The 15,246-nt window shown below is 46.8% G+C and carries 14 protein-coding genes and 1 pseudogene; 11 read left to right on the top strand and 4 right to left on the bottom strand.

The window, feature by feature from the left end; translation table 11 throughout:
- Positions 1-640: 640 nt before the first annotated feature.
- The 11 genes and pseudogenes from ACQ4M5_RS02850 (at position 641) to ACQ4M5_RS02800 (ending at position 12,172) form a co-directional block, all read left to right on the top strand.
- Positions 641-1,350 (top strand): annotated as a pseudogene (locus ACQ4M5_RS02850) (IS1 family transposase).
- A complete protein-coding gene (locus ACQ4M5_RS02845; protein ID WP_017291903.1) occupies positions 1,331-1,741 on the top strand; it encodes a transposase in 411 nt (136 codons plus the stop codon). Before ACQ4M5_RS02850 ends, ACQ4M5_RS02845 begins: the two are co-directional and overlap by 20 nt.
- 96 nt (positions 1,742-1,837) lie before the next feature.
- Entirely contained in the window at positions 1,838-2,272 is a 435-nt protein-coding gene (tnpA, locus tag ACQ4M5_RS02840; RefSeq protein WP_017291904.1) for an IS200/IS605 family transposase, read from the top strand.
- A gap of 34 nt (positions 2,273-2,306) precedes the next feature.
- On the top strand, positions 2,307-2,921 hold the full coding sequence (locus tag ACQ4M5_RS02835; RefSeq protein WP_017291905.1) for a response regulator: 615 nt from the start codon (positions 2,307-2,309) through the stop codon (positions 2,919-2,921).
- Positions 2,922-3,459: 538 nt separating this feature from the next.
- Positions 3,460-4,518: a BMP family protein gene (locus ACQ4M5_RS02830; protein WP_430674081.1), complete on the top strand. Its 1,059-nt coding sequence runs from the start codon at positions 3,460-3,462 to the stop codon at positions 4,516-4,518.
- 73 nt (positions 4,519-4,591) lie between these two features.
- On the top strand, positions 4,592-6,100 hold the full coding sequence (locus tag ACQ4M5_RS02825) for an ABC transporter ATP-binding protein (RefSeq protein ID WP_430674080.1): 1,509 nt from the start codon (positions 4,592-4,594) through the stop codon (positions 6,098-6,100).
- Positions 6,087-7,133 carry an ABC transporter permease gene (locus tag ACQ4M5_RS02820; RefSeq protein WP_017291656.1) on the top strand — a complete coding sequence of 349 codons (1,047 nt, stop codon included), beginning with the start codon at positions 6,087-6,089 and terminating at the stop codon, positions 7,131-7,133. Before ACQ4M5_RS02825 ends, ACQ4M5_RS02820 begins: the two co-directional genes overlap by 14 nt.
- 11 nt (positions 7,134-7,144) lie before the next feature.
- Positions 7,145-8,113 carry an ABC transporter permease gene (locus ACQ4M5_RS02815; RefSeq protein WP_086371083.1) on the top strand — a complete coding sequence of 323 codons (969 nt, stop codon included), beginning with the start codon at positions 7,145-7,147 and terminating at the stop codon, positions 8,111-8,113.
- 23 nt (positions 8,114-8,136) lie between these two features.
- Positions 8,137-9,111, top strand: coding sequence for an aromatic ring-hydroxylating oxygenase subunit alpha (locus tag ACQ4M5_RS02810; RefSeq protein WP_086371082.1), 975 nt, complete (start codon positions 8,137-8,139; stop codon positions 9,109-9,111).
- A 118-nt stretch (positions 9,112-9,229) separates the two neighbouring features.
- Positions 9,230-11,611 (top strand): ATP-binding protein, encoded by a 2,382-nt coding sequence (locus ACQ4M5_RS02805; protein ID WP_430674079.1) that lies wholly within the window; start codon positions 9,230-9,232, stop codon positions 11,609-11,611.
- Positions 11,612-11,896: 285 nt separating this feature from the next.
- Complete coding sequence (locus tag ACQ4M5_RS02800; protein WP_430674078.1) at positions 11,897-12,172, top strand: hypothetical protein; 276 nt, start codon at positions 11,897-11,899, stop codon at positions 12,170-12,172.
- Positions 12,173-12,412: 240 nt separating this feature from the next.
- Here ACQ4M5_RS02800 and ACQ4M5_RS02795 read toward each other — a convergent pair whose 3' ends face one another.
- From ACQ4M5_RS02795 to ACQ4M5_RS02780, 4 genes are all read right to left on the bottom strand, one after another.
- Complete coding sequence (locus ACQ4M5_RS02795; RefSeq protein ID WP_430674077.1) at positions 12,413-12,775, bottom strand: hypothetical protein; 363 nt, start codon at positions 12,773-12,775, stop codon at positions 12,413-12,415.
- A gap of 382 nt (positions 12,776-13,157) precedes the next feature.
- Positions 13,158-13,436 (bottom strand): hypothetical protein, encoded by a 279-nt coding sequence (locus tag ACQ4M5_RS02790; RefSeq protein ID WP_430674076.1) that lies wholly within the window; start codon positions 13,434-13,436, stop codon positions 13,158-13,160.
- Positions 13,437-13,449: 13 nt separating this feature from the next.
- Entirely contained in the window at positions 13,450-14,160 is a 711-nt protein-coding gene (locus ACQ4M5_RS02785; protein ID WP_430674075.1) for a hypothetical protein, read from the bottom strand.
- Entirely contained in the window at positions 14,157-14,900 is a 744-nt protein-coding gene (locus ACQ4M5_RS02780; RefSeq protein WP_430674074.1) for a hypothetical protein, read from the bottom strand. The genes ACQ4M5_RS02785 and ACQ4M5_RS02780 overlap by 4 nt, the downstream gene beginning before the upstream one ends.
- Between the last annotated feature and the right edge of the window lie 346 nt (positions 14,901-15,246).

Here is a 15,246-nt window from a genome sequence, read left to right as displayed (position 1 = left end):
TTGCCAGATTTTTAGGAGTAGGGTCGCTCAAGAGGATGCCCTCACGACAACTTTGAATAGTTTGAACCTTACTGTTATTTGCGTACTTGCCTACAATTCCTTACGATCTTTTAACCTGAGTAGTTACCCGCTGATTTGCGATTGAATCGGATGCATTGCGTGCAACAAGCTGGAAGTTAAGCGACCCCTGGCTCAGAACAACTCGGGGATAGCTCGGATGATTTGCGTTTAGAGGTTCGTTTTTTGACCATTGGATAGCGAGGACGCGGAGTCGGTCGCTCACCCTGGGTTCGTCCTGGAGACTTTCCACGGGGTTTGGGGGCAGGAGCCGGAGTGCCAATGACCGCCAAAATACTAGCGAAGGCTTGAGCGACGCGCCCTGGAGCTAAGTTGTCCTAGGGCGATTGCCAGGGCAAGGGTTGGTCAACACCCTCGGCTCGGGCCCACCACAACTGCCAACTGAGCAACGGCATCAGGGCACTCCAGCGGTCGATCGCCTGCACCGAGGTGAACTGTGGATGGGTCAAATATAATCGCTGTTTAGCAAAACCATACCAATGTTCCAGACTAAATCGGGGTAGTCCTAAACAGGTAAGGATAAAATGAAAGCTGATGTTTAGATTCTCCTGGTGTCGCAGTCATGCTTTCTTGTCCAAGTTGCGAGTCAAAACACACGGTCAAAAATGGCAGAATCCATAACGGCAAACAAAACTATCGCTGTCGGGACTGTGGACGACAGTTCGTGCAAGACCCGCAGAACAAACTGATTGACTAGGCGACTAAAGACTTGATTGATAAGTTGCTGTTAGAGCGGTTGTCATTGGCAGGAATTGCGCGAGTCACCGGGGTTTCTGAGCTATGGCTGCAACGCTACGTGAACGCCAAATATGCTGCTGTGTCACGACGGGTGAGCGTGAGCGCGAAAAAAAGGGGCGATTAACGATCCAGTGCGACGAGTTGTGGTCGTTCGTTGACCACAAAGGAAACAAGCAGTGGGTGTGGTTAGCGATAGATGCAAAGACACGGGAAATTGTGGGGGTGCATATCGGAAACCGTTCAGAAGCGGGAGCCACAGCCTTGTGGCAATCTTTGCCTCCCGTCTACCGACAATGTGCCATCTGCTATACCGACTTCTGGGCAGCTTATGCAGCAGTCTTACCCAGTAAACGGCATCGGGCGGTTGGCAAGGAGAGTGGTTTGACTAACCGGATTGAACGACTCAACTGCACCCTGCGTCAAAGAATCTCTCGGTTGGTGCGAAAAACCTTGTCCTTCTCCAAGAAGGTGGACAATCACATTGGAGCGATCTGGTACTTCATTCATCACTACAATGCATCCTTACCTGTTTAGGACTACCAGCGTCCGCTTTAGCTACCAACACTGTCAGGATTGTCCCACTCGAGCTGAGTGTACAACCACCAAATCGCGGCAGGGGCGCGCCCTCAACTTGCTGCCTCAAGCTCAGCACGAGGCGTTGCAAGCCGCTCGGCAAGCCCAAACCATGCTGGAGTTCCAGAAGCAGTATGCGCGACGAGCAGGGCTAGAGGGCACGATCTCTCAGGGGACTCGTGCCTTTGACTTACGTCGCTCTCGCTATATTGGACTGGCGAAAACTCACTTACAGGAGGTTGCTACGGCGACTGCCATGAACGTTGTTCGCCTCTGGTATTGGTGGACTGGAATCCCGAAAGCGCAAACCCGCACCTCTCGATTCGCAGCACTTAATCCTGCGATCTCATAATTCGCCAACAGTATCCTTCAGTGGGAGACTTTAGTTGCTACACACCTCCCGATGGCTGAAATAGGCGAACGTGATAGGTTTGAGAGAAAAACTATCATGAGTGACCAACGCCGAGGCAGCCATACGGTAACCCGATTGACAGTGCATCTGGTCTGGGTGACAAAGTATCGATATCCAGTTCTCAAAGGCGAGATTCAGAAACGGTGTCGAGAATTGATTATCCAGATTTGTGATGCTGAAGATGTAAAGATCCTCAAGGGTGTGGTGAGTAAGGATCATGTGCATATGCACATTGAGTATCCACCCTCAAAATCTATTAGTGATCTCGTGAGGCGGATCAAGGGTCGCACGTCACGATTGCTACAGCAGGAATATCCAGAATTGGAGAAGCGGTATTGGGGGAAGCATTTTTGGGCGATTGGGTACGGAGCTTGGAGTACTGGGAACTTAACGGAGGAGTTAGTGCAAGAGTATTTAGAACATCATCGAAATCCATCAAATCAGGACAACGACAATTTCTTGCTGGAATGAGTTCACTTGGGCTTTCAGCCCTGAAGGAACCATTGTGCTGACGCACAATGGGCGGGTTTGGGTAGACAGTGAGGGAGAAGGGCAAGGTGCAACGTTTAGGGTGCGATTGCCAGTGTTACTGACAGAGAATCAACTGCCTGACCACCTGCCTCAAGCAAGCAGACCGCTGGAAGCAGAGCCACTAATTGGATTAAAAATTTTAGCGATCGACAATGATCCAACGATGCTAACCTTTGTCAGTGTTGCATTGAGACAAGCAGGCGCAGAGGTGATTGAGGCAGAATCCGCGATCGCAGCCCTAGAAGCGTTACAACACTACCAACCTGATCTGGTCATTAGTGGTATCGGAATGCCCGAATATGATGGCTACACCCTGATTCGACATCTTCGCTCTTCAGATTGTGATTGTTCACCTGCTTTGAGTCGTCACAAGTATGCAGGCAAAGACTTCAAAATCCCGGATGATGAATCTGTGGAATGTCCCGCTGGGCATCGTATGTACCGCCGTGAAATTCGCTATACACGCCGGGGCGATATGCAAATGCTGTTTAGTATGAATCCGCGCATTTGTGCGAGCTGTCCCGTAAAGCAACATTGTCTGTCCAATGATTCCAAGAACACCAATGGCAGACAAATTTCTGTGATGTGAACAAAGCTGCCTCCGGTTCCGACGGTTGCATTGGAACCTGAGATTACAATTATTGCTCAAGCTCCGACGCAGACTGTACAGGGGACTCAAGCTTTGATTTGGACAGACATTCCAGCGACTCAACTGCGCGAGAGATTCGCCAACACCTGAGGCGACACCAATCTCGGATTGAACAGAGCAATTCAGCAATTCAAACTATCGAACCCGCGATCTCTTACCTGACTCGCAGTCAACGCGCTCATCGACGACTTGCTTGGGCAGAACGTTTGAAACGAAATGCAGCCCGATCCAACACACTCCAGATTTCTGTACAGATTTTTGGCGTGTCGCCCAGGTTAATTGGCTTTGTCAACCGCATACCAGACAAGGGTTCTGAGTCCTCTTAATGTACTGGTTGTGTATCTCGTGGGCACAACAGTAAAGCAACTTGAAGCACAAATCAAGTTTGTCGCTCACCACAAGCTTTACAAACGCTGATTCACAGGGAATAATAAATCAGCCTTTCGGCAAAATCGTTTGACTTCAGCCCCTGCTTCCAATGTTTATGACTTCAAAGCAATCTCTCCAAGTCATTCAGCAATCCCTTGTGCTGCTGACCGTTCCATTCCTGTCGCTGTCTGGCTGTAATTCTGCATCCACAACCTCTCAATCAACCAGCACAACTGTCAGTCCAGCTTCAACCGCTTCTAATGAAGGGATAGCAGGTCGATTTGCGCTGATTATGAATGGTCCGCCTACAGATAAATCTTGGAATCAAAAAGCTTACGAAGCTGCCCAAGCGCTTAAAGCTAAGGGGGTCGATACCGTGGTGTCGGAGTCTATCTCTCCCGCCGATGTTGAACGGGTGCTGCGGCAGTATGCAGAAGCGGGTTATAGTCCGATCGTGGCACATTCGTTTAACTATGGTGATGCTGTCTTTAAAGTGGCAAAAGAATTTCCGAACATTAATTTTGCTTGGGCAGGCGGAATTAACAAGACTGGAGTAAATGTCGCGGACTATGATCAGCCATTCTATCAGGGTGCTTATTTGGTCGGATTAATCGGCGGCAAGCTCTCGAAAACTGGAAAGCTCGGAGCCTTATATGGCTTTGATATTCCCGTCTGTCACTCGATGGGAGAGGCAATGCTGGCAGGTGCAAAGACAGTGCGTCCTGATGCGACCTTGACCGATGCGGCAGTGGGCAATTGGGATGATGTGGCGAAAGCAAAAGAAGCAGCACTGTCTCAAGCAGAAACCGGAGTTGATTTCTGGATTGGCTGTGGACAGGGACCCACTTTAGGTCAAATTGAGGCGGCAAAAACGAAGGGTGGATTTGTCACGGGCTACGTTGGAGATATGTCGTCGATCGATCCTAAAGTCGTCGCCTCGAATCTGGTTTGGAATATGGAACCGTTATTTACCAAGATGATTGAGGATAGTAGATCCAAACAGTTCATGAATCAGTTTTACAAAATGGGCGTTGCAGAAGGGGTCGTTGGTGTAGAGATTCCATCGGCATTCAAAGATAAGCTCACACCGGAGCAGCTTAAATCGATCGAAGACACTCGCGCCAAAATTGCTTCTGGAGAACTGAAAGTTCCGTTTGTTCCGAAGTAAACTGAGGATCAATTTAGATGAACGGTCGTCTGTTCCGAATTGATTTTTTGCGAATGAATTGTATTGGGATGTGATGATGCGTTCTAGCTCGGATTCACACGATAGTCTAGCGATCGACATGATTGGCATCACGAAACGATTTGGGGGCGTGATTGCCAACGATGCGATCGACTTTCGGGTGAGAACGGGAGAGATTCATGCGTTGCTGGGTGAAAATGGGGCTGGAAAAACGACTTTAATGAATATTCTCTGTGGACTGTTCGAGCCAGATCAGGGAGAAATTCGAGTGCAGGGAAAGCCTGTAAAATTTCACTCTGCTAGAGATGCGATCGCTTGTGGAATCGGCATGGTTCACCAACATTTTAAGCTGGTTGAATCGTTTACTGTGGCAGAAAACATTGTGCTGGGGCAATCTTCTAGCGTTCTTCAAGAGTCCGCCAAGCAACTCTATCCTCGATTGCAACGACTCGCAGATGACTACGGATTGAAGGTGAATCCCCCTGCTCAGATTTGGCAACTCTCCGTTGGAGAACAACAACGAGTTGAGATTCTGAAAGCCCTTTACCGGGAGGCGAACATTCTCATTTTCGATGAGCCAACAGCGGTTTTAACTCCCCAAGAAGCCCAAGATTTGATGGTGATCCTGCGGAATCTGGCGGCTCAAGGAACTTCTATTGTTTTTATTTCGCATAAGTTGAATGAAGTGATGGCAGTGTGCGAGCGCGTGACTGTTTTGCGAGACGGACAAGCGGTGGCAACGATAGCAACTCAAGACTGTACTGAACATCAACTCGCGCAACTGATGGTCGGTCGAGACATTAATTCAACGCAAAAACTTCCGAGATCAACCAGTTCTACGCCCGGACTTGCTTTAAAGAACCTTTGGGTGATGAGCGATCGCGGTTTTCCGGCACTGAAGGGAATTGATCTTGCGATTGAGCAAGGTGAAATCGTGGGAATAGTTGGCGTTGATGGGAATGGTCAGCGCGAACTTGAAGAAGCGATCATCGGACTGCGATTGCTCAAACAAGGAGAAATTTGGATGAGCGGCAATCTTGCGCATATTCCTAGCGATCGCTATTCGATGGGATTGTTAACCGATTTCTCGATCGCAGAAAATTTAGTGCTGAAAGATGTTCAATCTCCCTCCTTTCAACAGAAAGGATTGTTGCATTGGAGACTCATTTTCAACTATGCCACTGATCTGGTTCAGCGTTTTTTGATTCGAGCGTCTTCGGTCAAGATGCAGGTTGGAAAGCTCTCAGGGGGCAATGCTCAGAAAGTTGTGTTTGCGCGTGAACTGAGTCGCGATCATCAAGTGCTACTCGCTGCCCAACCGACACGAGGACTGGATATCGGAGCGACTGAGTTTGTTCATGCACAGCTTCTTGCACGACGAGAGGCAGGCGTTGCGGTATTACTGATTTCAACCGAACTCGATGAGATTTTGAAACTCAGCGATCGCATTGCTGTTTTGTACGAAGGAGAAATCATTGCTGTAATCGATGACAAGAATGTTAACTTACACGATTTAGGTTTATTAATGGCAGGAAAGAAAGGAGGGAACTTTGCTGAATCCTAGTTCTGCGCTTTCACAGTCCTCGATTTGGCTACGACTGAAGTTTCTCGCTCCGATCCTGGGTGCAGTGCTGGCTCTGTTGCTGGGTGGAGTTCTGCTGCAATTGAGTGGAGCAAATCCAGTGCAGGCTTGTCAAGTGATGTTCATGGGTGCATTTGGAGGAACGCGGCAGTGGACTGAGACACTTTTGAAAGCTACGCCACTCCTCATCATCGGATTGGGAATGACGATCACATTTCGCTGTCGAGTTTGGAACATTGGAGCCGAAGGACAATACTATATCGGTGCTTTGTGTGGCAGTCTTGTAGCGCTGACTTTTCCCAATCTGTCTACGGGATTGTTGATTCCATTGATGTTAATCGCTGGTGTTTTTGGTGGCGCATTGTGGAGTGCGATCGCTGGATTGCTTCATCTTCTGCGCGGCATGAATTTGATCATTTGCACCTTGATGCTGAACTATATCAGCATTCTCATGGTTCAGTATGCAGCGCGAGTTCCGCTAAGACAGCCCGATGGATTTTTACCGGAATCCGCACAATTTAGCAGTAATGCTCAGATTCCCGTTTTGTTCGGAACTCGATTGCATTGGGGTATGGCGCTCGCACTGTTGCTCGTTGTTGGAGTCTATCTTTTGCTGTGGCATACATCGATCGGCTTTCATCTTCGGGTTGTTGGATCGCGGCTGAGTGTGGCTCGAAGTGTGGGTATCAATACGAGTCGGAGTATTTTGCTGGCATTAATGATGAGCGGTGGATTGGCTGGACTGGCTGGCATCATCGAAGTGAGTTATACCTATACCCGGTTGAAAGGTGAGATCTCAGATAGCTATGGATTTAGTGGCATCTTAGTTGCGCTGCTCGGTCAACTTCATCCGATCGGGGTTTTGATTGCCGCGATTTTATTTTCAGCTTTGATGGTTGGGGCACAGTCGCTAAATGTGATGTTACAGATTCCCGCTTCTGCTGCTCAAGTGATTCAAGCGCTGGTGGTGCTATTTGTACTAGCGGGTTCTGCATTGGCAAATCGTCGATCGTAAGTGAGGTAGTCATGCCCTGGGAACAAGTTCTAACCTGGAGTTTTGTGATCGCATTGCTAACGGCAGGAATTCGATTAGCCATTCCAGTGCTGCTAGCCGTATTAGGAGAGATCATCGCAGAGCGATCGGGCGTGATGAATCTCGGTTTAGAAGGCGTGATGCTGATCGGTGGACTAGCGGGTTTTGCCGTCGCTGCCAGCCTTGAACAAGCGACAGGAAATGCGAGTCTTGCGGCATGGAGTGGGCTTGCTGCCGGATTGTTCGGTGGGGCGCTGATGGGTTTGCTGATGGCAGTGTTAACCGTAAGCTTAAAGACTGACCAGGTTGTGACAGGAGTGACGCTGGTTTTATTTGGGCAAGGATTGACGGCTTATCTATTTCGATCGCGGATTGGACTCTCTGGAACACGAGTACAAGGACTAGAAACTTGGGCAATTCCAAGACTCTCGAACTTCCCGATCATCGGTGAGATTTTGTTTAATCAAACCGCGATCGTTTACCTCACAGCACTCTTAGTGTATGTTTGCTGGTTCTTCTTGTTTCGCACCAATGCAGGGCTTTCTCTGAGAGCAGTAGGCGAGAATCCAGCGGCAGCCGAAACTTCAGGATTGAATGTCGATCGCATTCGTTACCTTGCCGTGATTGCGGGTTCTGCCTTAGCAGGTTTGGGGGGTGCAGTCTTGACCGTTGTTCAACTCAGACTATTCACTGAGGGAATCATGGCGGGTCGGGGTTGGATTGCGATCGCACTTGTATTTTTCTCGCGTTGGCAACCTGTCTGGGCACTTTTCGGCGCCTTGTTGTTTGGAGTTGCTGATGCGTTGCAATATCGGATTCAAGCCTTGGGATCAAAAGATTTCCCCTATGAATTCCTGCTCATGCTTCCCTATGTGTTGACGCTTATGGCACTATTACGGGGAACAGGTCGGAGTGAAACGCCTGCATCGTTAGGCATTCCTTACGTTAAAGAAGACCGCTGATAGACGCTTCTGGAGTGAAACCGATGATTGATCCAATTCTTTGGAACGACTGGCATCCGATCGCACGATCGAGTGATCTCAAACCTGGAACTATTCTACGATCACGGTTGTTAGACACCGATATAGTACTTTGGCAAGGAGAAAATACTAATGTAATTGCATGGGAAGATCGCTGTCCTCATCGCAGTGTAAAACTTTCGGGAGGGAAAATCTTTGAAAATACCTTAGTTTGTCCTTACCACGGGTTAGCTTACAATCCAGAGGGGCAATGTGTGAAAGTCCCCGCTCATCCTAATTACACCCCACCAAAGCAAGCCTGTGTAAAATCGTTTGCTGTTGAAGAACGATATGGTGTTGTGTTTGTGTCGCTCGGCAGTCCATCGCAACCGATCCCACCTTTTCCAGAATGGGATGATCCGAGCTATCGAACCTATCTGAGTGGTGGTCATTACTGCCGCTGTAGTGGATTACGTGCGATCGAGAATTTTTTAGATGTCGCACATCTGCCTTTTGTTCATGCTGGAATTTTAGGAGAACCTGACAAAGCGGTGATCGAAGACTATGAAGTGACTTCGATCGACACAGGCATCTACATGAAAGATATCAAGATCTGGCAGCCTGACCCCGATGGAACGGGACGAGGTGGCGTTGCCGCTTATGATTATTGGACAATTCGACCTTTAACGGTGGCACTTCGCAAGCAAAGAGCAAGCGGACAAAAGATGGTGTTACTTTACTGTGTTACTCCGGTTTCTGAGGAGGAGTGTATCGGCTGGATGTGGGGAACCCTGAACTATGCCCATGACATTCCTGAAGAGGTCATGGTGGCATTTCAGGATAAAGTGATTCTTCAAGATGTGGATAATTTAGAATCTCATCATCCAAAGCGATTGCCGCTCGATCTACAAGCAGAATTTCATCTGCCTAGCGATCGTGCTTCTTTGGGTTATCGCAAGTGGTTGAAGCAATTAGGAGTCACTTACGGAGCCATTCCATAAACACTGTTGCTTATTTTTCTGAACAGTTTCGGATTTTTACTTGCTTTGGGGCAGCAATTGTTGTTCATAACAGGTTACAGGGAAACTTAAGAGAAGTAACAAAAGCTCTGCAAGTCCTATGGTTATGCTTCCTGGGTATGAAATTGTTGAGAAAATCTACGAAAGCTCCAAAACGATGGTTTACCGGGGAGTTCGATCGAATGATCAAAAACCAGTAGTGATTAAGGCACTCAAAAATCAGTACCCAACGCCAAGAGAGATTGCTGTGTTTCGGAAGCAATACAGTTTGGCGAATCATCTTGGCATTCTGGGAATTGTTCGTCCGTATAGTTTGGAGAACTATGAAAATCAATGGGCATTAGTTTTAGAAGATTTTGGGGCGATTTCTCTGAGGGATTATTGCAAAACGCATTCTCTTAGCTTGAAAGATTTTTTGTCGATCGCAATTCAAACGACTCAAATTCTCGGAGAACTGCACCGAAATCGCATTATTCACAAAGATCTCAAACCTGCAAATCTGCTGATCAATTCAACGACTGGACAGATTAAAATTACTGACTTTAGTATCGCGTCTATTCTACCGAAGGAAAATCAAGCGCTCATTAGTCCCAATGGATTAGAGGGAACCTTGCCTTATCTATCGCCAGAGCAAACCGGGCGAATGAATCGAGGCATTGACTATCGCAGCGATTTCTACTCGCTCGGAGTCACCTTCTATCAACTGCTAACCCAGCAACTTCCTTTTATTAGTAATGATCCGTTAGAGCTTGTTCATTGTCATCTCGCAAAGCAACCGATCTCGCCAGCAGAACTTAATTCAGCGATTCCAGTACCTTTATCAAATATCGTGATGAAGTTGATGGCGAAAATGGCAGAAGATCGCTATCAAAGTGCAACGGGATTACTGCATGATCTTGAGGTTTGCCAGCAACAATTCCAACTTCACAATACAATTGAGGCATTTCTTTTAGGTCAACAAGACTTCTGTGATCGCTTATCTATTCCCGAAAAATTGTATGGACGAGAAACGGAAGTCGCTCAACTGCTGACTGCTTTCGATCGAGTTGCTCAATCGGGATTCAGCGAGTTTTTGCTAGTGAGTGGCTATTCAGGAATTGGCAAATCGTCTTTGGTGCAAGAGGTTTATAAGCCAATTGTGCAGCGACGAGGATATTTTATTGCTGGAAAGTTTGATCAACTTCAGCGCAATGTTCCTTACTCCGCGATCGCGAGTGCATTTGGATCACTGGTACAGCAACTTCTGACGGAAAGCGAATTGCAACTTCGTCAATGGCAAGAAGAACTAGCGATCGCGCTCGGTTCAAACGGGCAGGTCATTGTTGATGTCATTCCAGAACTAGAACAAATTATCGGCAAACAACCTGAAATTGCCGCATTAAATCCTACTGAAGCACAAAATCGATTTAATCGCGTGTTTCAAAACTTCATTCGTGTATTTTGTCAACCAGAGCATCCTCTAGTCATTTTCCTGGATGATTTGCAGTGGGCGGATTCTGCTACTCTTCGTCTCATTAAGCTATTGCTAACAGACTCACAAACTCATCATTTGTTTCTAATCGGAGCTTTTCGAGATAACGAAGTCAATGCAACACATCCCTTAACTCTTCTTCTAGAAGGCTTGCAATTTCAAGCATTTCCAATTTACCAAGTAACGCTGAAACCGCTCTCATCGGCTCATGTCACTCAATTGATTTCGGATACTCTGAGAACGCATGAAGTAAGTCCGTTCGTTGATCTGCTCATGCGAAAAACGAACGGGAATCCCTTTTTTATCAATGAATTTCTCAAAACGCTGTATCAGGATGAGCTACTGCGGTTCGACTTTTACAAAAATTCCTGGCAATGGAACCTAAAAGAAATTGAAACGCTCAACAGTACGGATAATGTTGTTGAATTGCTGGTGGATCGTTTAAGAAAGCTACCTGATGCAACACAGCAAGTGATTCAATTTGCTGCCTGCATCGGGAATCGCTTTGACCTGAAAACGTTGTCGATCGTATTGCAACCTTCAACACTTGAAACAACCGCACAAGCTTTATCGATCGCAGTTCAACAAGGCTTAATTGTTCCACTTTCTGCGTTAGAAATTGTTCAGAGCGATACGACAGAGCCAATTTTAGTCAGCGATCGCTATAAGTTTCTCCACGACCGTGTACAACAAGCCGCTTATGCCCTGATTGACGATCGCGAAAAACAATCTGTGCATCTCCAAATTGGTAAACTCCTCTACGCTAATTACAGCGAATCGAGTGAGCAACTTTTTGAACTGGTAGGACATTTCAACCTGGGACAGGCACTCATCACCCAGGCTGATGAAAAAACTCAATTAGCGCACTTGAACATACAAGCTGCAATCAAAGCAAAACAAGCAGCAGCCTACTCATTCGCTCAAGCGTGTTTAATTCATGCTCATAGAAGCATTTTTTACTTCCATACGCCCTTACAAAGCAACAACCATACACTCTTAACAATGGTCTAAAAAGGCGTATATCTTTTTGATTTAGAGCAATGTAAACTTGATTTTTCTCAATACTGGTGCGGGCTTGACGGAAAGATAGCTTTGAGTTGCAGCCGTTGCAGTTGCAGTTTCAAAATCTTCTTTTATAATGGACTCAGACAGCAGGAAAGCCCAAAAGATTCATATATCCTGCTCAGATTTCAGCCTGAATTTGGAAAAAGAGTCAACAAACTTTGGAATCGTTTATCGTTTTCCATTGGCTGACTGCTGTTGATTGCCCAACTTTAGTTTTGGAGAAATGTTCGTATGCATGGTTTTGTTTCGTCAAACCCAGAAGGTTCGGAAGTTAATTCCTCGTTTGGCTTACCGTTGAACAATGACTTGTTTCAGGAACTTAATTTTGGTGATGTGAGTGGCTTGAGCGTGTTCGACGGTGAAACAGCATCAAGATTAGATGCTTTGCTGCAAGAATCCAAAGTAACCGGTCAGCCGCAGACCGTAACCGAGGTAGAACGGCTTCCCGGTGGGGGAATCTCACAGCGTATCTTTTCTGCTTCGTTTAGTTCGAGCGAGAGTCCTTGAGATTGTTGCTGATTGATCTTCGTTGACCCGGTTAGGTTTCGACGCTGTCCTGTACTACAGGACAGCGTACCTTTTTAGGATCTGGTTGATCTGCTGGAAACGTGAACGATGGCTGCATGATTTAGGACCATTCAGCAAAACACAGTCTTCTCACTGTGAGTGGTCATCTCTGTTCACGTACTGTGGATAACACCATTGAGTTCAGCTTCACACAAACTAATTTACAATCCCCGTCGTAACTTATAGCAGTGACAATTTATCCACTCCTTGTGTCCATTTACTTCTTCCAGGTGTAATCCGCACGAACTGACAGAATCGGACTTTTAACCCATGTTCTTCGGCTAGAAGTTCACCCAGTTTGTTGCCAACTTCATCGCTAACAGCACCAATACAGTTAATGCTAAAGTCGCCAATTATTTTGTATTGAATAGGATCCTCACGATCTCCTTCATCAATCTTCCATCCGTAATCGGCTTTTAATTTCAAGATTGTGTTGCGAACATCAACGTCTGGTGGACGACGAAAAGTAAGTCTTACTCGATCGGCGGCGTTTGTCGCAAATCCCAGGTCAATATCGACATCAAATACACTTAGATTGAGCATTGTTCTACTCCGGCGATTTTACATGGGCATTGCCGATCAGAATGACTAATCTGCAAGATCTGGATGGGGTTGTGTAATTAAAAATTGGAGCAAATCGAGTTTACTGTCAACTTTTGTTTCTCGTCTCCAAGGTCCGGGATGAATTAGGAGTTGAAAACTTGCCTCTACTGATTAAATCCTAAGCTTTTACAGCCCTTGGAAACGTTAGGGATAGTTACACAAGATGAAGACATGAGCTACTCCAGCACACGATCATCAATTACGGTTCGTTCATCCGTCGCATTCCAGTCAATTAGTATATGGATTCCGACCTGTTGCCACTGCCCAACTGTTGTGGAAGCTGTGCCAATGTTGTCTATTGCTGAGTGAAGAGCGGAAAGGATCAAGTCGCATTTTTGCCTCCGAGTGCGTGAATGAGCAACGTCACGATTGTATCGAGTTCATCAGGAACACGAAATGTGTTGAGTTCCTGGGTGATCTGCCGATTTGTGCGATCGAGCGTCACAAACTGCCAGAAGATTCCGGTGGTGACGGATCCAACTAAAATCGGCTGATTTTCAACACTAGGGGCGCTATCCCACTGATCGACTTCGATCATCTCGGCAATCAACTGGGTCACTCCATAGTCAAGGTCATCGCGTTTCGCTTCTACGACTAGCAAGCTTTTCAGGTTATCAATTCTTCGTTGATTTATGACGCTTTTGTTTATCTAGCCGTTCGAACTGTTGGTAATGCTCCGGTAGTGATTCATAGGTCACAAACAATGAGCGTCCCCAGTCCTCAATAAATTCACTAAACCAAATCTCTCGTGGAATTAGTTCGTGTGAATCTGCTTTTCCGTTATTATGCGAAAGATGAATTCCTACGGAGTGGGGCAGCAATTGCTTTACTGCATGTTTGACTGCTTCAACATCGCCTTTGTACCAGAGATTGATATGTGACACATCCAGCAGTAGTGGGACTGCTGGAATGATCGAATTTTTGGAGTTGTGATACTCACAAGACGGCATCACTTCAATCAGCACTGGAATTTCTAGGTAGTCTTCAAGCTTTGATCGGGCAGTCCGGAGATCATCTTGTTCAGCTTCGTGCAGTCGGGGTGGATGGATTGAGAGTGCAAGCACCGATCTCTGCTGAGTCAGTGACCGATATGCACACCAACTGTTGGGGTTCATCAGCGAAAAAGGCAATCGTTGCGTGCCCTGATAGAGTGCCCGATCGTGAATCACAAGTGGAACATCTGGCGGAATATTGGTTAGGTCGTTGCAGGTTCCAATGGCTAACTCTAGGTATTCTAAGCTCAAAGGCTCTTGGAGTTTGTGATAAATCTCGATCGCCGCTGTCATCGGACGCATTCCAATCGCAGTGGTCGACAGTCCAATCATGAGACTCTTTCTCCAATCCGCAGGGTTTCGATCGAGGGCAAGAATTCACCTGCGTCATTTTTGACCACTTGCTTGAAGCCAGGTTGATCAAGCTGTTGCTGAACCAAATCTCGGTCAGTCCATGTTATGTCTTCAGCAGCACCTTTAATCCAGTCCATCTGCTCCTCCATGAGGTCCTTGAGGTGCTGTTGGGCAGAGCGGCGATCGTGATAAACTCCGACAACTGTTTCACTACTGGAATAATAATATTCATCGTTGTGTTCGACTACAGGTTCCTTCACCAAAAAGACCTCTTGTCCCTGCAGATAATCCGCTAGGGTTTGGTGAACTGCAACTGCAAGTTGTCCTTGTAAGCTTTTGAGATGTTTGGGTTTGTTGTACGTTCCGCTTTCGGAGATGTGCGAAGTGATTTCTAGGTAATCATTGATCTCAAACAACCAGTCGTCAATGTCGTATGGCTGATCATCGAGTGCATCAGCTTCTGACTGCGTTAAAATCTTCGCTGCGACTAGGATTCGCCGTTTGTCAGCTTCAGATGCGAATTCAATGCTTTCGAGGGAAGTTACCCAGAAGTAGCTGCTGTCATCATATTCTTGGGTTTCAGCGACCTCGAATTGAGTAATTTCCGGATGTTTTTGCCAAATCTCGAACTCTGAGGATTTGCTTGACAACTGAGTTAATGCGTCAACGAGTTGAGTTAGATTGTTTGCCTGGACAGGGAGCGTCTCTAGTGTTTTCATTGAAATCCCTTATTAATAGTGGGTGCTGTTATTCAGGTTGAGCATATGCTTCCTGCCAGACGGCAGGAAGGTCTTGGTATTGAGAGTAATTGACCAATGCTTGCGGAACGATGGGGAATTGCCACCTGTTTTGCTCAGAAAGTGGGGTGCATGAGTTCAGTGGTTTGGTTAACAAGGTCAACTTCTTGCCTCTCAAACGGTGCGGGTGGCTGCCAGTCGACGATTGTGACATTACAGACATCTAGCGTCACGACAACGTTCAGATCTCTCAGTCTGTTCTCAGAGCGTTTCACGGTCTCCTTGTCTGCGCCAAAGTTGTGCATCGATTAGAAGACCAAGGGCAGCG

Source organism: Leptolyngbya sp. AN10 (assembly GCF_050565645.1).
Classification (GTDB): domain Bacteria; phylum Cyanobacteriota; class Cyanobacteriia; order Leptolyngbyales; family Leptolyngbyaceae; genus Leptolyngbya.
The sequence above is the reverse complement of the archived record's forward strand: the minus strand, read 5'-3'. Positions and strand labels throughout refer to the sequence as shown.